Source organism: Bacillus cereus group sp. N14, assembly GCF_016483555.1.
Taxonomy (GTDB): Bacteria; Bacillota; Bacilli; order Bacillales; family Bacillaceae_G; genus Bacillus_A; species Bacillus_A wiedmannii.
In genome coordinates, this window is record NZ_JAEHBQ010000002.1 from 1 (window position 1) to 20,133 (window position 20,133).

The following is a 20,133-nucleotide window of genomic DNA, read 5'->3' on the forward strand; positions in this document are numbered from 1 at the left end:
AACAAAAAAATAAGACCATCACATAAGAGATGGTCAAGGAAGGGGACAATTTATGTCAATTTAATTAGGGATGGAAGCTATTCAAGACACTGGGGAATGTCTTATAAATTAGGGAGGAACAGCTTCGATACATATACTATAAAAGTTGGATGTGACCTTGGTGTGAACATAGAGTGAAAGAGAGAGGGAGTTTTAAATAGAAGATAGAGTAAACAAAAAAATAAGACCATCACATAAGAGATGGTCAAGGAAGGGGACAATTTATGTCAATTTAATTAGGGATGGAAGTTGTTCAAGACACTGGGGAATGTCTTATAAATTAGGGAGGAACAACTTCGATACATATACTATAAAAGTTGGATGTGACCTTGGTGTGAACATAGAGTGAAAGGTATGAGAATTTGAGAAATGATACATATAAAATGTTTGTTGCAAGAGTTGTAGAGTACGAATAAATATAATAGAAAGTTTCTTGTCATAAAATGAAGTGGAGTTCGAGTATAAATAAAAGTTGAAATCTTTAAAAAAAAGGATTATGCTCAACTATATTATAAGAATATAAGGTTTATCCCGCTATGTAAGGTTTCTTATAAGCCTTTAGTTATGAGGGGAAAAGGGAGTTAGTGAATATGGAAGTAACAAAAAGACAAGGGCTGTATAATCGTTTTATACGATTAAATCCACCACAAATATTAGCATTAGGTTTTTTCTGCTTAATTGTGGTTGGCGGTTTGTTATTAAAGTTACCATTCGCAACGAAAGTACATATTAGTTGGGTAGATGCTTTCTTTACGGCAACGTCAGCAGCAACTGTAACGGGATTGGGAGTAGTAGATACTGCAAGTACGTTTACGATGTTTGGCGAGATTGTTATTATGTTTTTAATTCAAACGGGTGGTTTAGGTCTTATGACAATTGCCATTTTAATTGTTTGGGTATTAGGTAAAAAAATCGGATTACGCCATCGATTATTAATCGGAGAGGCATTTAATCAGACAAATATAGGTGGTCTTGTAAAATTAGTAAAACGTGTCTTTATATTTTCTATTTGTATTGAGCTTATTGGAGTCATTTTTTTATCGTTTCGCTTTATTCCAGAGTTTGGTTTTGGAAAAGGTGTATATTATAGCATTTTTCACGTTATTGCATCTTATAATAATGCTGGATTTGCTCTATGGCCGGATAATTTAACAAGGTATGTAGGAGATCCTATTATTAATATTGGGATTTGCTCATTAATCGTAATAGGAGGTCTCGGTTTTACAGTATTAATTGATATATGGTATAGTCGTAGCTTTCGAAAATTATCACTTCATTCCAAAATCATGATTGTCGGAACAGTAGCGCTAAATGTTATAGCGATGATTGTGATTTTTGTATTGGAATATAATAATGTGAAGACGTTAGGGAATTTACCTTTAAATGAAAAGTTATGGGCTTCTTTCTTCCAAGGTATTACTCCTCGTACTGCTGGATTTAATACAGTTGACTACGGGGGAATGGAAGAATCATCTATATTATTTACGATGGTTTTAATGTTTATTGGTGCAGGAAGTGTATCAACGGGTGGAGGGATTAAATTAACAACGTTTGTTATTTTAGTTACATCTGTCCTTTCTTTCTTTAGAAAAAAAGAGGAAATCGTTTTATTTCAGCGCACAATTAAAATGTCGACAGTAACGAGAGCGTTAGCGATTGCTGTTGCCAGTCAAATACTCATTTTTGCAGCGGTATTTGTATTAATGCTTACAGAAAACTTCAGCTTTATTCAGTTACTATTTGAAACAATTTCAGCGTTCGGCACAGTAGGGTTAACGATGGGGATTACTGCAAAGTTATCAGCGTTTGGAAAATGTATTATTATGTTTGTTATGTTTTGTGGATTAATCGGACCGTTAACACTTGTCTTTTCTTTAGCGCGACCAGCAAAACAAAAAATTAAATATCCATCGGAAGATGTATTTACAGGATAAGGTATCCCGCATAAGCGAGATACCTTTTTCTTTTTAAAAAAGGGAGAACAATAAACCGATAAGCGCTACTCGGAATAAAATTGCAATGAGTGCTGCAATTCCGCCGACAATCGCAGCGATACCACCAGTTACAGTAGCTCCGCGATTATAAGCGTAGATCCCTAGTAATACAGAAACAAGACCAAATAATGTTGGGAAGGTAAATAGTGATAAGATAGATAAGGCAAGAGCGATAAAGCCAGCCGTTGATCCAGCGGCGGACGATCTTACATCATCTTTATTATCTTTCTCATCGTAATCATAATCAATGCGCTGTGGTGCAACCTCAGCTGCATATTCTTCTTTGTAGTCACTATAATCACTATCTATTCTATCTCTTTTTTTATACTCATCAAATTTCTCAGTCAAAGTCATGACTCCTTTCATAACAAGGTTCAATAGTAGTATGCATCTCTTGTTTTTTTTTATCCCGCTATTTGTGGCCCGCAAACGCCTGATTGCTGAAGGCTAATAATCAGTGGGTGATGAACAAAGCCCTGCTGATTAAAGTTTCACTTTATCCGAGCGAGTACAAGGCGTAATTCCATTTAGAAGAGTGGAATTGTTTTTTTGAAATAGGAAAAGTTAGTATGACTTCCTCTATTTTGGAAAGTATAAAAAAGAATAATGAGGAAAGGGTGCAATACATAATGGAACATCCAATTGAAAATTTAATGAAAACAGCAATGACAAATTTAAAAGAGATGGTAGATGTAAATACGATTGTTGGAAGTCCAGTTTCAACGGCTGATGGAAATGTAGTATTAACAGTATCTCAAGTGGCTTTTGGTTTTGGTGCCGGCGGAAGTGACTTTAAAGGTGATTTTATTTCCGAAAAGCATAATAACGGACAAGGGCAGCATAAAGAGAACAAGCAAAGCCATCCGTTTGGAGGCGGAAGCGGGGCTGGGGTTTCCATTAGCCCAGTTGCTTTTTTAGTAGTTGGTTCTAACGGTGTGCAAGTATTACACCTCAATAGTAGTACACATTTAATTGAGAAGGCTTTAAATACTGTACCAAGCACTGTAGATAAATTTGTAAATGGTCGCCAAAAGTGAACTTGCATTTTTTAGGAATTGTGATATATTAGAAAAAGTGCGCTTTATGATGATCGGAATAATTGAACTGTAAATATATATGATGTGTGGAATAAGGGAGAGGAATTTATGATTAATATCAAAAACTTAGTAGTTGGCTTATGTATGTTAGTAAGCGGTTTTGTTGTATATGTAATAAAAGAAAAAGCTCCATTCTAAAACAGACAAACCGTTACTGTCTGTTTTTAATTTGTAAAAAATGTTGACAAGTTATTGTATTGGTGTTAAAATTTTAATTCGTGTCTCGGTTACAGCTAGTGTAAAGTAAATAAACCTTATAAATATAATACGAAAAGTTTGCGAAAGATCGGGTAGTCTTACCAACAACTTTTGTGAACAAACCCTATAAATTATTATTGTAGGCTTTATATGTATACTAGTGAATCAAGGAGCGGTCAGTGGAACCGTAATGATGAGAGAGAGGTAGGGCTTTCATCCAGTATATGTTACTTTCCCGTTAGGTGAATATAAAAAAGAGGACTCCTTTTCAAAAGGAGTCCTCTTTCTTTTTGTATATTAAATTTAAGTGCGGCTCTCAACTTGCTGACAAATTTCATCTGTTGTTAAACCATGAGCTGTAATTACCGATCCCTTAATTGATGCATCTGCAATACCCATCATATTAGAATCTTGCCCAGTTACAATACAACAATCGCACCCTTGTGCATCATGTTCGGAACCTAGGGTAACAACTTCATGTCCCTGTTGCTGAAGAGCTTGTTGAACATCTGTTAATGAGTTTTCAACACCAATTCTAGCCATAATTCTTACCTCCTACCATCTAGTTGCTAGTATGCTCAAGTCCACTGCATATATTTATGAAAAGACGGTAGGAAGTAAATCTTTGTTTAGTCGTTATATACACCAGTAAGCATTTGACTTACGAATTGATCGTTTAAAGTATCTTGGCTGGAAGAAGTATTTGAGTGAATGTCAATTGAAGCAATAAAATTATTATGTTCTTTATTATTTGGTTCTACCTCTACATAATTATCGAATTTACAAAAACCTTTCGTATCCATTAGATCAAATAGTTGAAGCATTTCTACTACCTCTTGTCTCGTTCCTTTAATTTGTACACACGCCATATTGTTTTCCTCCTTCATTTTGACAAATTGTTTTTTAAAAATAGGATTATGATTACGAAATGAAAAATATGAATGTTATTTTTAGACAGCGTTATTTTTATTATTTTCCCCCTTTTTCAGCAAAAGTCGTTATATATTCCCGAATTTATAAAAACGGACGTCCGTTTATTGAATACAATAGATTCGTATCAATTGATGAAAATCCTTCTTTTAAACAAATATTTTTTTTAGTGAAAATTGGCGAAAAAATTTTTTTGACTTTTTGTAAACGTTAACAATGCTGTTAAATCAATATAATCAAAGATGTACGTACGATTAAAAATTATAAATTTTCTAAAAATTCACTTGATTTATTTAGAAAGGAGAGTAAACTAGGAAACAATAAAAAATTCATAGAACATAGGAGGCGCTTTCCAGTGAACGAGCAATGGATTTTCTTAAATGGAGAATTTGTTCCAAAAGACGAGGCAAAAGTTTCAGTATATGATCATGGTTATTTATATGGCGATGGAGTATTTGAAGGAATTAGAGTTTATAGCGGTAATGTTTTCCGTTTGAGAGAGCATCTTGTCCGGTTATATGAATCAGCAAAATCCATTATGTTAGAAATTCCATATTCTTTAGATGAAGTAACGAATATTGTTGTTGAGACGATTCGACAAAATAAATTATCTAATGGATACATTCGCCTTGTTGTATCGAGAGGAGCAGGAAATCTTGGATTAGATCCTGATTCTTGTAAGAAACCGAATGTAGTAGTAATTGCAGAACAACTATCTTTATTCCCGCAAGAATATTATGAAAAGGGGATTCCGGTTGTAACAGTTGCAACGCGCCGAAACCGTCCAGATGTTTTGTCGCCTCAAGTAAAATCTTTAAATTACTTAAACAATATTTTAGTTCGTATTGAAGCGAAATTAGCTGGAGTACAAGAAGCACTTATGTTAAATGATCAAGGATACGTAGCTGAAGGCTCAGGAGATAACGTGTTTATTGTAAAAGGAAATAAATTAATTACACCACCAAGTTCTGCTGGAGCGTTAGAAGGCATTACACGAAACGCTATATTAGAAATCGGTGAAAAACTTGGATATGACGTTAGAGAAGAGTTATTTACAAGACATGATGTATATGTAGCTGATGAAGTATTTTTAACAGGAACGGCTGCTGAAGTAATTGCTGTTACGACAGTAGATGGTAGAACGATTGGTTTAGGGCAAACAGGTCCACATACGAATCGTTTATTAGAAGAATTCCGAAAGTTAGTTATAGAAGATGGAGAGAAGATTTACGAAGAAAATAAAGTTGGATAGCAACTTTTTATAACATAAGAAAGCGTTGAGAGGGAGGAGTAGTTGATTGTGAAGCCTCACAGAGAGTCGGTGGTTGCTGAAAACCGATGGTTCACGTCGACGAACATCGCCCTTGAGTGCTAAGCTGAAGCATTTGTCTAGGCTTAGACGGTAGCTCCGTTATTAGCTAGACTCATTTATGGGTCACTGAGGCAAGAGTATTCTTGCGAAGAAGGGTGGTACCGCGAAATCTTTCGTCCCTTCAGCACATAGCTGGAGTGTGGACGTAGGATTTTTTTTATTGATAAAAGTTTTCAAAAAGGGGGCTTATAAGAACAATGTCTTCAAAAACGGAAGAGAAACTGGCAACTGGTGCACAGCTATTGTTAGAAGCGTTAGAAAAGGAAGGAGTAGAAGTGATTTTCGGTTATCCTGGTGGTGCTGTTTTACCTCTTTATGATGCACTCTATGACTGTGAAATTCCGCATATTTTAACAAGGCATGAGCAAGGAGCTATTCACGCCGCGGAAGGGTATGCCAGAATTACTGGCAATCCAGGGGTTGTCATTGCAACGAGTGGGCCAGGTGCTACAAATGTTATTACCGGTCTAGCAGATGCGATGATTGATTCATTACCACTTGTTGTATTTACAGGGCAAGTAGCAACGACATTAATTGGCAGTGATGCTTTCCAAGAAGCGGATATTATGGGGCTTACGATGCCAGTGACAAAACATAACTATCAAGTGCGAAAGGCTTCAGATTTACCTCGAATTATTAAAGAAGCATTTCATATTGCTAGAACAGGAAGACCAGGCCCAGTCGTTATTGACCTTCCGAAAGATATGGTAGTAGAGCAAGGAGAACGATGTAATGACGTACAAATGGATTTACCAGGATACAACCCTAATTATGAACCGAATTTACTCCAAATAAACAAATTATTACAAGCAATTAAGGCTGCAAACAAGCCGTTAATTTTAGCTGGAGCAGGTGTATTGCATGCGAAGGCTTCGAAAGAGTTAACAAGTTTTGCTCGTAAATATGAAATTCCTGTTGTGCATACATTACTTGGTCTTGGTGGGTTTCCGCCAGATGATGAACTTTTTCTAGGAATGGGAGGAATGCACGGTTCTTACACAGCTAATATGGCGTTATATGAATGCGACTTACTTATTAATATAGGTGCAAGATTCGACGATCGTCTTACTGGGAATTTAGCTTATTTTGCTAAAAAGGCGACTGTTGCGCATATCGATATTGATCCAGCCGAAATCGGAAAAAATGTGCCGACTGAAATTCCTATTGTTGCAAGTGCTAAGCGAGCTTTGGAAGTATTACTTCAACCAGAAGGAAAGAAAGAAAATCATCATGAATGGATCTCTTTACTAAAGAGTAGAAAAGAAAAGTATCCATTCTCTTATAAACGAAATTCGGAAAGTATTAAGCCTCAATACGCAATTGATATGTTATATGAAATTACGAAAGGAGAAGCGATTGTAACAACAGATGTTGGGCAACATCAAATGTGGGCAGCCCAATATTATCCGCTCAAAACTCCTGATAAATGGGTAACTTCAGGAGGGTTAGGAACGATGGGCTTCGGATTTCCAGCAGCAATTGGTGCGCAAATTGCAAAGCCTGAGGAACTAGTTATTGCAATTGTAGGTGACGCTGGATTTCAAATGACCTTGCAAGAATTAAGTGTGTTAAAAGAACACTCATTGCCTGTTAAAGTATTTATTTTAAATAATGAAGCTTTAGGAATGGTAAGACAATGGCAAGATGAATTTTATAATCAAAGATACTCGCACTCTTTGCTGTCGTGTCAACCAGATTTCGTCGCTCTTGCGAATGCGTATGGCATAAAAGGAGTTCGTATAGATGATCCACTTCTTGCAAAGAAGCAAATACAGCAGGCGATTAAATTACAAGAACCAGTCGTAATTGATTGCCGTGTACTTCAATCAGAAAAGGTAATGCCGATGGTTGCGCCAGGGAAAGGTGTTCACCAAATGGAGGGAGTGGAAAAAAGGTGAAGAGAATTGTTACAGCGACAGTTCGAAATCAAAGTGGTGTGTTAAACCGAATTACGGGTGTTATGACACGAAGACATTTTAATATTGAAAGTATTTCAGTAGGTCATACGGAATCATCAGACATATCGCGGATGACGATTGTTGTACACGTTGAAAATGAACAGCAAGTGGAACAGTTAATTAAACAACTTCATAAGCAAATTGATGTTCTGAAAGTATCAGATATTACAGAAGAAGCGATGATCGCAAGAGAACTTGCACTTATTAAAGTAGCAACATCAGTAGCAAGAGCAGAATTATATAGTTTAATTGAACCGTTTCGAGCCGCTGTAATAGATGTTGGGAAGGATTCCATAGTTGTGCAAGTAACTGGTACGCAGGAGAAAGTAGAAGCATTAATTGAATTACTTCGTCCGTATGGTTTGAAAGAGATTGCTAGAACAGGTGTAACAGCATTTACGCGTAGTATGAAAAAACAAGATAAGCAAGTTATGTTAATTCAATAATCATTTAAATATAGGGGGAAATGAAAATGACAAAAGTTTATTATGAGAAAGATGTAACGGTAAATGTATTAAAAGAAAAGAAAGTAGCAATCATTGGATATGGTTCGCAAGGTCATGCGCATGCGCAAAACTTACGTGATAACGGATTTGATGTAGTAGTAGGTTTAAGAAAAGGGAAGTCTTGGGATAAAGCGAAAGAAGATGGGTTTTCTGTATATACAGTAGCAGAAGCAGCGGAAAAAGCTGATGTAGTAATGATTCTACTACCAGATGAACTCCAGCCAGAAGTATATGAAGCGGAAATTGCGCCAAATTTAAAGGCAGGAAATTCTCTCGTTTTTGCACACGGATTTAATGTTCACTTTGATCAAGTGAAACCACCAGCTAATGTAGATGTATTTCTAGTAGCGCCAAAAGGGCCAGGTCATCTTGTGCGCCGTACATTTGCTGAAGGCGGAGCTGTTCCTGCATTATTTGCAGTATACCAAGATGCAACAGGAGTTGCGACTGAAAAGGCACTTTCTTATGCCGATGGAATTGGAGCGACGAGAGCTGGTGTATTAGAAACGACATTTAAAGAAGAAACAGAAACAGATTTATTTGGAGAGCAAGCTGTACTTTGTGGCGGAGTAACTGCGCTAGTAAAAGCTGGTTTTGAAACGTTAGTTGATGCTGGTTATCAACCGGAACTTGCATATTTTGAATGTTTACATGAACTAAAACTAATCGTTGACCTTATGTATGAAGGCGGACTTGAAAATATGAGATATTCAGTTTCAGATACAGCGCAGTGGGGCGACTTCGTATCAGGACCACGCGTTGTAACGGAAGATACGAAGAAAGCGATGGGTGCAGTGCTAGCAGAAATTCAAGATGGTACATTTGCAAGAGGCTGGATTGCAGAGCATAAAGCAGGAAAACCAAATTTCCATGCGACAAATGAGAAAGAGAATGAACACGAAATCGAAGTAGTTGGACGTAAATTACGTGAAATGATGCCGTTTGTACAGCCGCGAGTAAAGGCAGGGGTTAAATAATATGAAGCAGATTTTGTTCATGGATACAACGCTACGTGATGGCGAACAATCACCAGGAGTAAATTTAAATGAACAAGAGAAATTGCAAATTGCAAGGCAATTAGAGAGACTAGGTATTCATGTCATGGAAGCTGGCTTTGCAGCAGCTTCCGAAGGGGATTTTCAATCGGTAAAACGCATCGCAAATACCATTCAAAATGCTACAGTTATGAGTTTAGCTAGAGCGAAAGAAAGTGATATTCGAAGAGCATATGAAGCGGTGAAAGGTGCTGTATCTCCTCGTCTACACGTATTCTTAGCTACAAGTAATATTCATATGAAATATAAACTTTGTATGTCAAAAGAAGATGTATTAGATAGTATTCACCGCTCGGTTACACTCGGGAAATCATTATTTCCGACAGTACAATTTTCTGCAGAAGATGCGACCAGAACAGCAAGAGATTTTTTAGCTGAAGCAGTTGAAGTTGCGATTCGTGCAGGAGCGAATGTAATTAATATTCCAGATACAGTTGGATATACGAATCCAGAAGAATATTATTCTCTTTTTAAATACTTACAAGAATCCGTTCCTTCATATGAAAAAGCAATTTTCTCTTGTCATTGTCACGATGATCTTGGGATGGCAGTAGCAAATTCATTAGCTGCGGTTGAAGGCGGAGCGTTGCAAGTAGAAGGAACAATTAATGGAATTGGAGAAAGAGCAGGGAATGCGGCGCTAGAAGAGGTCGCAGTTGCTCTTCATATTAGAAAAGATCTCTATAAAGCGGAGTCTTCTATGACGTTAAAAGAGATTAAAGCGACGAGTACATTAGTAAGCAGATTAACAGGTATGGTTGTACCGAAAAATAAAGCGATTGTTGGAGCGAATGCATTTGCTCATGAATCCGGAATTCATCAAGATGGTGTTTTAAAAGAAGTGACAACATATGAAATTATTGAACCAGCGCTAATAGGCGAATCTCAAAATCTATTCGTACTTGGAAAACATTCTGGACGTCACGCGTTTACAGAAAAAATGAAAGAGCTTGGCTATGAATTTACAAAGGAAGAACGAGATGCGGTGTTTGAAGCCTTTAAAAAATTAGCTGATCGTAAGAAGGAAATTACTGAGGAAGATTTACGTGCACTTATGCTTGGGGAATCAGCATTTGCGGCTCAGCAATATAACATTACGCAACTACAAGTACATTTTGTCTCAAATAGTACACAATGCGCGACAGTTGTGCTAAAAGACGAAGAAGGAAATGTATACGAAGATGCAGCCACTGGTTCTGGTAGTATTGAAGCGATTTATAATGCAATCCAAAGAATTTTAGGATTAGAATGTGAATTGGCGGATTATCGCATACAATCTATTACACAAGGTCAAGATGCACTGGCTCATGTTCATGTTGAATTAAAAGAAGGAACGCATCAAGTATCAGGTTTTGGTGTTGCACAAGACGTATTGGAAGCTTCGGCGAGAGCATATGTCCATGCAGCAGGGAAATTGAAATCTTTTATCCAGCTTGTGAAATAAGTGTTTGATAGGTGAGAGAAGCTTTCCTCACCTATCAAAATAAAGTTCTGAAAATTCAGTTAAAAGGAGTGTTGAAATTGGAAAAACGTATCGTTTGTTTAGCTGGTGATGGTGTTGGCCCGGAAGTTATGGAAAGTGCGAAGGAAGTATTGCATATGGTAGAGAGGTTATATGGGCATCATTTTCATTTGCAAGATGAGTATTTTGGCGGGAGTGCTATCGATTTAAATGGGCAACCATTACCGCAACGAACGCTTGCCGCTTGTTTAGCAAGTGATGCGGTTTTACTTGGAGCGGTTGGTGGACCAAGGTGGGATAGCGCGAAAGAAAGACCGGAGAAAGGATTATTAGCTCTAAGAAAAGGACTTGGAGTATTTGCAAATGTTCGCCCTGTAACGGTAGAAAGCGCAACGGCACATTTATCGCCATTAAAAAACGCTGATGAAATTGATTTCGTTGTCGTTCGTGAATTAACAGGCGGAATTTATTTTTCTTATCCGAAAGAACGAACGGACGAAGTAGCAACAGATACACTTACGTATCATCGTCATGAAATTGAACGGATCGTTTCTTATGCCTTTCAATTAGCGAGTAAGCGGAAGAAGAAAGTAACATCTATTGATAAGGCGAATGTTTTAGAATCTAGTAAACTATGGAGAACTGTTACGGACGAAGTAGCACTTCGTTATCCAGACGTTGAACTAGAACATATTTTAGTAGATGCAGCTGCGATGGAGTTAATTCGGAATCCAGGACGGTTTGATGTAATTGTAACGGAAAATTTATTTGGGGATATTTTGAGTGACGAGGCTTCCGTATTAGCGGGATCATTAGGAATGCTTCCATCAGCAAGTCATGCGGAAAAGGGACCTTCATTATACGAGCCTATTCACGGATCAGCACCGGATATTGCGGGGAAAAATAAGGCAAATCCAATTGCAATGATGCGCTCTGTTGCAATGATGCTTGGGCAATCGTTCGGATTAACGAGAGAAGGGTGTGCAATTGAAGAAGCAATTTCAGCAGTCCTTAAATTAGGGAAATGTACAGCAGATATCGGGGGAACTGAAACGACAACTTCATTTACGAAGGCAGTTATACAAGAGATGGAAGAGCAAGCGTTAGTAGGGAGAGGGAGATAATGGGAAAAAGGCTGCTAGATAAACTTTGGGAAAGACACGTAGTTACGACAAACGAAAATGGATTAGATTTATTATATATCGATCTTCATCTTGTTCATGAGGTAACGTCACCGCAAGCCTTTGAAGGCTTGCGGCTTACAAATCGAACGGTTCGCAGATCTGATTTAACATTCGCAACGATGGATCATAATATTCCGACGAAAGATGTTTGGAATATTACAGATCGTATTGCGAAGCAGCAACTAGATACACTCCGGGAAAATTGTAAACAATTTCAGGTGCCGTTAGCGGATATCGGAGATGAAGAGCAAGGGATTGTTCATGTTATCGGACCAGAACTCGGACTTACACAACCAGGAAAAACAATTGTTTGTGGTGATAGTCATACAGCAACGCATGGTGCGTTTGGCGCGCTAGCATTTGGCATTGGTACGAGTGAAGTGGAGCACGTATTGGCAACGCAAACGTTATGGCAACGAAAGCCGAAAGCGATGGGTATTGAGTTAAAAGGAAAATTACAGAAAGGTGTTTACGCAAAAGATATTATTTTGCATTTCCTTTCAAAGTACGGTGTAGCAGTTGGAACTGGGTATGTAATGGAATTTTACGGAGAGACGATTGAGGCTATGGAGATGGAAGAGAGAATGACGCTTTGTAATATGGCAATTGAAGGAGGAGCAAAGGCTGGTATTATAGCACCAGATGAAAAAACATTTGCTTATGTAAAAGGACGTAAATATGCACCGAAAGACTTTGAAACATTCGAGAAGAAATGGTCTGAACTTTATACAGATTCAGATGCAATTTATGATTTGCATATTTCGATAGATGTGACGGATTTAGCACCGTACGTTACATGGGGAACAAATCCGAGTATGGGTGTTCGTATTGATGAAAAATTGCCAGAAAAGCAGGATGCAAATGACGAAAGAGCATTTTCTTATATGGGATTAAGCCCTGGACAAAGCACGTATGACATTCCTGTTCAGCATGTTTTCATTGGATCTTGTACAAATTCCAGGCTTTCTGATTTAGAAATTGCTGCATCTGTTGTCAAAGGGAGAAAGGTAAAAGAAGGTGTGCGAGCGCTCGTTGTGCCTGGATCGAAAAGAGTAAGAGAAGCTGCGATGCAAAAAGGGCTACATCACATATTTGAAGAAGCTGGATTTGAATGGAGAGAACCTGGATGTTCAATGTGTCTTGGAATGAATCCAGATCAAGTACCTGAAGGAGAACATTGTGCTTCGACTTCAAATCGTAATTTTGAAGGAAGACAAGGAAAAGGGGCACGAACACATTTAGTTAGTCCAGCGATGGCAGCAGCAGCTGCGTTATACGGTCATTTTGTTGATACTAGAAAGGAGAGTTATGATGGAGCCATTTCGTATTCATAAAGGTACTGCTGCAGTACTGATGAATGATAACATTGATACAGATCAAATTATCCCGAAGCAATACTTAAAGAGAATTGAAAGGACGGGATTTGGAAAATATTTATTCGATGAATGGCGTTATGATAATAACCGCCATGAAAACCCTAATTTTCCGCTTAATGCACAAGATAGAAAAGGAGCAAGTATATTAATTACAGGTGATAATTTTGGTTGTGGTTCTTCAAGAGAACATGCTCCGTGGGCGCTTGCTGATTATGGTTTTCGCGTTATTATCGCCGGCGGGTTTGCAGATATTTTTTATATGAATTGTATGAAAAATGGTATGTTACCAATTGTAATGGATAAAAAAATGCGAGAACAACTTGCCAAAACGGATGCGAGAGAACAAATAGAAGTAGATTTAAAGAATGAAGTAATTACAACGAGTACGCACAGGTTTCATTTTACAATCGAGAAAATGTGGAAAGAGAAATTATTAAATGGTCTAGACGAAATTAGTATTACGATGCAATATCATCAAGAAATTGTAGAGTATGAAAGGAAAGTAGCTTTATATTAAAAAAACGGAATGTTCAAAATTTATTTACATTCAGAATGAAGTATTATATACTATGTAAAAATCAGAGGAGAAAGGGAGTAAGTATTATGAATATCATGCAATCTATTAAAATGCTTACACAACTACATCATCATACATAAAGCCCTTGAACCTAGCGTGAAAACGTGTAGGCACAAGGGTTATTCCCGTTGTACCTACACTCTACTAAAGAGCCTTGTAGGTATTTTGTCTACAAGGCTCTTTTTATTTTCGGTTTAGGTGAATGAAATGGGCATACATTAGAAAGGGAAAGGTGTGAGAATTTAGATGACAAAATGGAAACGGGCAAACCCAAATGGAACGAGAGACTATTTATTCGAAGAATGTACGTTAATTGAAGAAGTGGAGCAAAAATTAAGACGTACTTTTTTAGGGCGAGGTTATGAGGAAATAAGGACACCTACAATTGAATTTTATGATGTTTTTGCCTTTCAAAATAGACCGATAGATGAAGAAAAGATGTATAAATTTTTTGATGAAAAGGGACGGATTATCGTGTTACGTCCAGATATGACAATTCCTTTAGCGAGAGTGATGGGAACGCAGAGGTGGGATACGCCGCTTAAACTGACGTATGGCGGGAATGTATTTCGGGCGAATGAGTCCCTTACTGGAAAATATAATGAAATTGTACAAAGTGGTATTGAAATTATAGGGATTGATAACGTAAGAGCTGAAATTGAATGCGTCATAAGCGTCATTCAATCACTTCAAAAGGTGAAGGTGCAATCTTTTACAATAGAGATTGGGCAAGTGCAGTTATATAAATGTATTGTAAAAAAACTCTCCATTCATGAGGAAGAAGAGAGAGTACTTAGGACATACATTGAAAGTAAAAATTATGCGGCTCTATCAAATTTTATTAGAGAAAAGAAATTAGATCGATGTGATGAAACAGTAAGATTACTTGAGAAATTACCAAGGCTATTTGGGAATTTAGAAGTGATTGAGGAAGCAGAAAAACTCGCCTCAAGTAATGAAATGAAAATGGCGATTGCAAGAGTGAAAGAAATATATGAAGCAATTGAAAAACTAGGCTATGGATCTTACATATCAATTGATTTAGGTATGATCCAACATTTAGATTACTATACGGGAGTTATTTTCAAAGGGTATATATATGAAATTGGAGAAGAAATTGTTAGTGGCGGAAGATATGATGAGTTAATTGGAAATTTTGGAGAGATGCTGCCGGCTGTTGGACTCGCGGTGCAAGTCAATCAAATTGTGAAGGCGCTGCAAGAGCAGCAAGAACCATATGAAAGAAAGAGAATAGATATTATCATTCATTATAAGTTAAATAGATTAGCAGAAGCGGAAAGATTGCGAAATTTACTTCAAAAGGACGGAAAAAAAGTAGAGCTATCTTTATTCTCTAATATAAATGACACCTTTCAATTTGCAAGAAAAAATAAAGTAGTAACGGTCGTAGAGGCAAAGAACGAATCATTAGTGGAATATGTATGGAAAGAGAAATGGGTAGTCCAGAAAGAAGGAGAAACTTCATGCGTAACATTCAAATTGCGTTAACGAAAGGAAGATTAGAAAAACATGTGATTCCACTCTTTGAGCAGATTGGAATTGATTGTTCAGAGCTCAAAAATAAAGGACGAAAGCTTGTCTTTCAAAGTAAAAATACAGATGTCTCATTTATTTTAGTGAAAGCAGTAGATGTTGCTACTTATGTAGAACATGGAGTAGCTGATATTGGGATCGTTGGAAAAGATATTTTAATGGAAAATGAGAAAGATATTTATGAAATGTTGGATTTAGGAGTAGGCGTATGTAAGTTTTGTGTTGCTTCTATTCCTACTTATAACCCGAAGAGCTACCGGAAGAAACGTATTGCGACGAAATATCCACATATTACTTCTAACTATTTTCATGATAAAGGGGAGGATGTAGAAATTATAAAAATAGAAGGATCTGTAGAAATCGCTCCTATTCTTGGATTGGCAGATGCGATTGTTGATATTGTGGAAACAGGAAAAACATTACAAGAAAATGGGCTCATTGTATTTGAGGAAATATGTTCTATATCTGCTCGAATGATTGTAAATAAGGCTGCATTAAAAACTAAAAAAGACGAAATATTCAGTATTATAAATATGATGGAGCAAGAAATTTTGTCAGGAAAATAGGGGGACTTGTAATGGAGATTGTTTGTGAAGATTTTCAAAAGGCGTTATCGAAAATAAAATTGCTACGAGAAAACGCTAATATAATAGAAGAAACTGTTCAAAGAAGTGTAAGCGAAATTGTTCGTAATGTAAGGGAGAGTAGGGATGAGGCTCTATCTTTTTATACAAAAAAGTTTGATGGTGTGGAGATTAAAGAGTTTCGTGTAAGTGAAGAAGAAATAAAACGAGCGGGTATGTTTGTAGAGAATTCATTTTTAGAAGCGTTACAAGAGGCGAAGAAAAACATTATTTCATATCACGAAAAGCAAAAAAGGCAATCCATATTCGATTGCGCGAGTAATGGCATCATTAGAGGACAAATTATTCGGCCGTTAGAGAATGTAGGAGTATATGTGCCAGGCGGAACTGCTTCGTATCCTTCATCAGTATTAATGAATGTATTGCCAGCAAAACTCGCTGGTGTGAAAAAGATTGTAATGGTAACACCGCCGAGAGAAGAAGGAATTGATCCACATATTTTAGTTGCTGCAAGCCTTGCAGGAGTAGATGAAATTTATAAGATAGGTGGTGCGCAAGCAATTGCTGCTTTAGCATATGGGACGGAATCGATTCCAAAAGTGGATAAAATAGTTGGACCAGGAAATTTGTACGTCGCTCTGGCGAAACGAGAAGTATACGGAATAGTAAATATCGATATGATTGCTGGACCGTCAGAAATTGTAGTTATTGCTGATGAAACCGGTAATGCAAAATATATCGCTGCTGATTTATTATCGCAAGCAGAACATGACGAGAGAGCAACAGCAATTTGTATTACAACGAATATAGAGTTAGCAAAAGAAGTAGAAAGAGAGATAGAAAGACAGTTAGAAACATTACCAAGAAGCGAAATTGCACGTGAATCGATAAATAGAAATGGAGCTATCTTTATCGTTCCTTCTTTAGATGAGGCGCTACAATTATCGAATGAAATCGCTCCAGAACATTTAGAGTTACATATAAAAGAACCGATGAATGCTCTAGCTTATGTGAAACATGCAGGATCTATCTTTCTTGGTCCATATGCACCGGAACCGCTCGGTGATTATTTAGCAGGACCGAATCACGTGTTACCGACAAGTGGAACGGCAAGGTTTTTCTCACCGTTATCAGTCGATGATTTCGTGAAAAAATCAAGCTTTCTGTCTTATACGGAGGACGCGTTAAGAGATGTACAACATCATATTGTAGAACTTGCCAATAAAGAAGGATTACATGCGCATGCGAGAGCAATTCAAATAAGATTTGAGGAGGAAGAATAATGCGTGAGTGCAGTCAAATACGTGAGACGACAGAAACAAAAATCAAATTAAGTTTGCAGCTTGATGAAGGCAAGAACGTTTCTGTACAAACGGGAGTTGGATTTTTTGATCATATGCTAACTTTATTTGCAAGGCATGGAAGATTCGGTTTACAAGTGGAGGCGGAAGGCGACGTATTCGTTGATGCGCATCATACAGTTGAAGATGTTGGAATTGTACTCGGAAATTGTTTGAAAGAAGCATTGCAAAATAAAGAGGGGATTAACCGTTATGGCTCCGCATATGTACCGATGGATGAATCTTTAGGTTTTGTCGCAATTGATATTAGCGGGCGCTCATATATTGTATTTCAAGGAGAATTAACGAATCCGAAGCTAGGGGATTTTGATACAGAACTAACAGAAGAATTTTTTAGAGCAGTTGCTCATGCTGCCAATATTACATTACACGCTCGCATTTTATACGGAAGCAATACACATCACAAAGTTGAAGCGTTATTTAAAGCGTTTGGTAGAGCGCTTAGAGAAGCAGTCGAAAGAAATGCCAGCATTACTGGTGTAAATTCCACGAAAGGGATGTTGTAATTGATTGCTATTATAGATTATGGAATGGGAAATATTCGCAGTGTGGAACAAGCATTACAATATATTGGAGCAGAGTACATCGTAACGGGTGATAAAGAAAAGATTTTTAGAAGTGATGGAGTAATCTTACCAGGAGTAGGTGCATTTCCGAAAGCGATGGATGTATTGGAAGAAAAAAATTTAGTGCGAGTGTTAAAAGAAGTCGGGCGTTCAGGAAAACCGCTTCTGGGCATTTGCCTAGGGATGCAGCTTTTATTTGAAAAAAGTGAGGAACTACAAGACTGTAACGGATTAAGTTTATTGCCAGGTGTTATTCGAAAGTTAAAGGTTCCTTATAAAATTCCACATATGGGATGGAATGAGTTAAAGAAAGAGGGAGAAATAGCACTTTGGAATGGAGTAGAGGACGGTTCTTTCGTATATTATGTTCACTCTTATTATGCAGATTGTCCAAATGAAATTGTGTATGGGATAAGTGAATATGGAGTGAAAGTACCTGGTTTTGTAGCAAAAGGAAATATATACGGCACACAGTTTCATCCTGAAAAAAGCGGTGACATTGGAATGCAAATGTTGAAAAATTTCAAAGGGGTGGTAGAGGCATGGAAATCTTCCCAGCTATCGATTTAAAAGAGGGGCGATGCGTTAGACTTTATCAAGGAGAGTTTAGTAAAGAAACAGTAATGAATGAAGATCCGGTTGCGCAAGCGATTATATTCGAAAAATTGGGAGCGAAAAAGTTGCACATTGTTGATTTAGATGGCGCAATTGCTGGCGAGTCAGTAAATTTGCTCGTTATTGAAAGAATTTGCAAGGCAGTACGTATTCCTGTGCAAGTTGGAGGAGGAATTCGATCACTTGTAGCGGTAGAGAAGTTATTGTCAGTAGGTGTAGATAAAGTGATTTTAGGAACAGCTGCTCTTTATGATAAGGCATTTTTAGAAGAAGCAGTTCTTCTATATAAAGAGAAAATCATTGTTGGAATTGATGCGAAAAATGGTTTCGTAGCAACGAGAGGCTGGCTTGATGTGTCTGAAATTTCTTACATTTATTTAGCAAAGCAAATGGAGAATGTAGGTGTTCAAACGATTGTGTTTACAGACATTTCGAAAGACGGGACACTTGCAGGGCCGAATTTAGAGCAATTAGAGTTACTACAAAAAAGTGTTGGTATTCGTCTTATTGCTTCTGGAGGAGTGGCATCTATTCAAGATGTGAAAAAATTAAATGATATGAATATATACGGTGTCATAATTGGAAAGGCGCTTTATGAGAAAACGATTGATTTAGAAGAAGTGTTAGAGGTAACAAAGTTATGTTAGCGAAACGTATTATTCCATGTCTAGATGTGAAAGAGGGCCGAGTCGTAAAGGGTGTAAATTTTATAGGGTTACAAGACGTCGGTGATCCTGTTGAAATAGCCGCTTTATATAATGAAGCGGGAGCAGATGAGATTGTATTTTTAGATATTACAGCAACGCATGAAGGACGAAAAACAATTATAGATGTTGTAGAAAAAACAGCTTCGAAAGTATTTATTCCTCTTACAGTTGGCGGGGGGATTTCAAGTGTTAAAGATATGTACAATTTACTAAGAGCTGGAGCGGATAAAGTTTCAATCAACTCAGCGACAGTGCGAAATCCAAAGCTAATTGAAGAAGGGGCAGAACACTTTGGCTCACAATGTATTGTCGTAGCAATTGATGCTAGAAAAGTAGCAGAAGAAAAGTGGAATGTTTATGTGAACGGCGGAAGAGTTGATACGGGTATGGATGCAATCGGGTGGGCAAAACGCGTTGCCGAGCTAGGGGCAGGCGAAATTTTGTTAACGAGTATGGATGCAGATGGAACGAAAAACGGGTATGATCTTCGTTTAACAGAAGAAATTTCAAAAAGCGTTTCCGTACCAGTCATCGCGTCAGGCGGATGTGGTCACGTTGATCACATTATAGAAGTTTTTCAAAAGACAACAGTTGATGCAGCACTTGCGGCATCCATCTTTCATTATGGTGAGGCGACAGTGCAGGACGTAAAGAGAAAATTAAGAAATGCAAATGTTGAGGTGCGGTTATGAAACCTAACTTTTCAAAAGGATTATTACCAGCAGTTGTAATTGAAGAAGGGACAAAAGAAGTTTTAATGCTAGCTTATATGAATGAAGAAGCATATGAAAAAACGCTAGAAACGAAAAGAACATGGTTTTATTCTCGTTCAAGACAATCGTTATGGAATAAAGGAGAAACATCAGGAAATGTCCAATATGTGCAATCTCTTTATTTAGATTGTGATCAAGATTCAATTGTTGTTGTCGTAAAGCAAGTGGGACCTGCTTGTCATACAGGAGAAAAAACATGTTTTCACTACCAAATTATATAGGGGG

The 20,133-nt window shown here is 37.4% G+C and carries 23 protein-coding genes and 1 other annotated feature; of the genes, 20 read left to right on the plus strand and 3 right to left on the minus strand.

Annotation, left to right across the window (positions count from 1 at the left end):
* The first annotated feature begins 629 nt into the window (after window positions 1-629).
* Complete coding sequence (locus JDS82_RS03375) at window positions 630-1,973, plus strand: TrkH family potassium uptake protein (RefSeq protein WP_000454120.1); 1,344 nt, start codon at window positions 630-632, stop codon at window positions 1,971-1,973.
* A 33-nt stretch (window positions 1,974-2,006) separates the two neighbouring features.
* Here JDS82_RS03375 and JDS82_RS03380 read toward each other — a convergent pair whose 3' ends face one another.
* Window positions 2,007-2,399 carry an imidazole glycerol phosphate synthase gene (locus tag JDS82_RS03380; protein ID WP_074651135.1) on the minus strand — a complete coding sequence of 131 codons (393 nt, stop codon included), beginning with the start codon at window positions 2,397-2,399 and terminating at the stop codon, window positions 2,007-2,009.
* 203 nt (window positions 2,400-2,602) lie between these two features.
* On the opposite strand from JDS82_RS03380, the gene ytfJ reads away from it, so the two are divergent.
* The gene (ytfJ, locus tag JDS82_RS03385) at window positions 2,603-3,070 is read left to right on the plus strand and encodes a GerW family sporulation protein (RefSeq protein WP_002096773.1); all 468 of its coding nucleotides are present in this window, start codon (window positions 2,603-2,605) and stop codon (window positions 3,068-3,070) included.
* Window positions 3,071-3,178: 108 nt separating this feature from the next.
* Window positions 3,179-3,268 carry a hypothetical protein gene (locus tag JDS82_RS03390; RefSeq protein WP_000608225.1) on the plus strand — a complete coding sequence of 30 codons (90 nt, stop codon included), beginning with the start codon at window positions 3,179-3,181 and terminating at the stop codon, window positions 3,266-3,268.
* A gap of 363 nt (window positions 3,269-3,631) precedes the next feature.
* On the opposite strand, the gene JDS82_RS03395 is transcribed toward JDS82_RS03390, so the two are convergent.
* Both JDS82_RS03395 and JDS82_RS03400 read right to left on the minus strand, forming a co-directional pair.
* Window positions 3,632-3,871 (minus strand): YkuS family protein, encoded by a 240-nt coding sequence (locus JDS82_RS03395; protein WP_000101009.1) that lies wholly within the window; start codon window positions 3,869-3,871, stop codon window positions 3,632-3,634.
* Window positions 3,872-3,957: 86 nt separating this feature from the next.
* Window positions 3,958-4,197 (minus strand): DUF3911 family protein, encoded by a 240-nt coding sequence (locus JDS82_RS03400; protein ID WP_000752505.1) that lies wholly within the window; start codon window positions 4,195-4,197, stop codon window positions 3,958-3,960.
* 59 nt (window positions 4,198-4,256) lie between these two features.
* Between JDS82_RS03400 and JDS82_RS30155 the strand changes: the two genes are divergently transcribed.
* The 17 genes from JDS82_RS30155 (at window position 4,257) to hisI (ending at window position 20,129) form a co-directional block, all read left to right on the plus strand.
* Window positions 4,257-4,472 (plus strand): hypothetical protein, encoded by a 216-nt coding sequence (locus JDS82_RS30155; protein WP_098057967.1) that lies wholly within the window; start codon window positions 4,257-4,259, stop codon window positions 4,470-4,472.
* Window positions 4,473-4,613: 141 nt separating this feature from the next.
* The gene (ilvE, locus tag JDS82_RS03410) at window positions 4,614-5,510 is read left to right on the plus strand and encodes a branched-chain-amino-acid transaminase (protein ID WP_001005497.1); all 897 of its coding nucleotides are present in this window, start codon (window positions 4,614-4,616) and stop codon (window positions 5,508-5,510) included.
* A 16-nt stretch (window positions 5,511-5,526) separates the two neighbouring features.
* Window positions 5,527-5,754 (plus strand) — a binding site (T-box leader).
* 73 nt (window positions 5,755-5,827) lie between these two features.
* The gene (gene ilvB, locus JDS82_RS03415) at window positions 5,828-7,528 is read left to right on the plus strand and encodes an acetolactate synthase large subunit (protein ID WP_199712665.1); all 1,701 of its coding nucleotides are present in this window, start codon (window positions 5,828-5,830) and stop codon (window positions 7,526-7,528) included.
* A complete protein-coding gene (ilvN, locus tag JDS82_RS03420; protein WP_000822948.1) occupies window positions 7,525-8,034 on the plus strand; it encodes an acetolactate synthase small subunit in 510 nt (169 codons plus the stop codon). The genes ilvB and ilvN overlap by 4 nt, the downstream gene beginning before the upstream one ends.
* A 20-nt stretch (window positions 8,035-8,054) precedes the next feature.
* Window positions 8,055-9,071 (plus strand): ketol-acid reductoisomerase, encoded by a 1,017-nt coding sequence (ilvC, locus tag JDS82_RS03425; protein ID WP_095205719.1) that lies wholly within the window; start codon window positions 8,055-8,057, stop codon window positions 9,069-9,071.
* Between the two features lies 1 nt (window position 9,072).
* Entirely contained in the window at window positions 9,073-10,593 is a 1,521-nt protein-coding gene (leuA, locus tag JDS82_RS03430) for a 2-isopropylmalate synthase (protein ID WP_199712671.1), read from the plus strand.
* A 77-nt stretch (window positions 10,594-10,670) separates the two neighbouring features.
* Window positions 10,671-11,735, plus strand: coding sequence for a 3-isopropylmalate dehydrogenase (leuB, locus tag JDS82_RS03435; RefSeq protein WP_048561397.1), 1,065 nt, complete (start codon window positions 10,671-10,673; stop codon window positions 11,733-11,735).
* Window positions 11,735-13,129: a 3-isopropylmalate dehydratase large subunit gene (leuC, locus tag JDS82_RS03440; RefSeq protein ID WP_000520134.1), complete on the plus strand. Its 1,395-nt coding sequence runs from the start codon at window positions 11,735-11,737 to the stop codon at window positions 13,127-13,129. The genes leuB and leuC overlap by 1 nt, the downstream gene beginning before the upstream one ends.
* On the plus strand, window positions 13,107-13,688 hold the full coding sequence (leuD, locus tag JDS82_RS03445; protein WP_098096760.1) for a 3-isopropylmalate dehydratase small subunit: 582 nt from the start codon (window positions 13,107-13,109) through the stop codon (window positions 13,686-13,688). Before leuC ends, leuD begins: the two co-directional genes overlap by 23 nt.
* 306 nt (window positions 13,689-13,994) lie before the next feature.
* Entirely contained in the window at window positions 13,995-15,257 is a 1,263-nt protein-coding gene (gene hisZ, locus JDS82_RS03450) for an ATP phosphoribosyltransferase regulatory subunit (RefSeq protein WP_000170332.1), read from the plus strand.
* A complete protein-coding gene (gene hisG / locus JDS82_RS03455; RefSeq protein WP_048561395.1) occupies window positions 15,233-15,868 on the plus strand; it encodes an ATP phosphoribosyltransferase in 636 nt (211 codons plus the stop codon). The genes hisZ and hisG overlap by 25 nt, the downstream gene beginning before the upstream one ends.
* 11 nt (window positions 15,869-15,879) lie before the next feature.
* Window positions 15,880-17,169 carry a histidinol dehydrogenase gene (gene hisD / locus JDS82_RS03460; protein ID WP_199712678.1) on the plus strand — a complete coding sequence of 430 codons (1,290 nt, stop codon included), beginning with the start codon at window positions 15,880-15,882 and terminating at the stop codon, window positions 17,167-17,169.
* On the plus strand, window positions 17,169-17,753 hold the full coding sequence (gene hisB, locus JDS82_RS03465; protein WP_001206365.1) for an imidazoleglycerol-phosphate dehydratase HisB: 585 nt from the start codon (window positions 17,169-17,171) through the stop codon (window positions 17,751-17,753). The genes hisD and hisB overlap by 1 nt, the downstream gene beginning before the upstream one ends.
* Window positions 17,754-18,383, plus strand: coding sequence for an imidazole glycerol phosphate synthase subunit HisH (gene hisH, locus JDS82_RS03470; RefSeq protein ID WP_199712686.1), 630 nt, complete (start codon window positions 17,754-17,756; stop codon window positions 18,381-18,383).
* Window positions 18,356-19,075 (plus strand): 1-(5-phosphoribosyl)-5-[(5-phosphoribosylamino)methylideneamino]imidazole-4-carboxamide isomerase, encoded by a 720-nt coding sequence (hisA, locus tag JDS82_RS03475; RefSeq protein ID WP_199712694.1) that lies wholly within the window; start codon window positions 18,356-18,358, stop codon window positions 19,073-19,075. The genes hisH and hisA overlap by 28 nt, the downstream gene beginning before the upstream one ends.
* Window positions 19,069-19,827: an imidazoleglycerol phosphate synthase cyclase subunit gene (gene hisF, locus JDS82_RS03480; RefSeq protein WP_000880103.1), complete on the plus strand. Its 759-nt coding sequence runs from the start codon at window positions 19,069-19,071 to the stop codon at window positions 19,825-19,827. Before hisA ends, hisF begins: the two co-directional genes overlap by 7 nt.
* A complete protein-coding gene (hisI, locus tag JDS82_RS03485; protein WP_048561390.1) occupies window positions 19,824-20,129 on the plus strand; it encodes a phosphoribosyl-AMP cyclohydrolase in 306 nt (101 codons plus the stop codon). Before hisF ends, hisI begins: the two co-directional genes overlap by 4 nt.
* Window positions 20,130-20,133 lie beyond the last annotated feature (4 nt).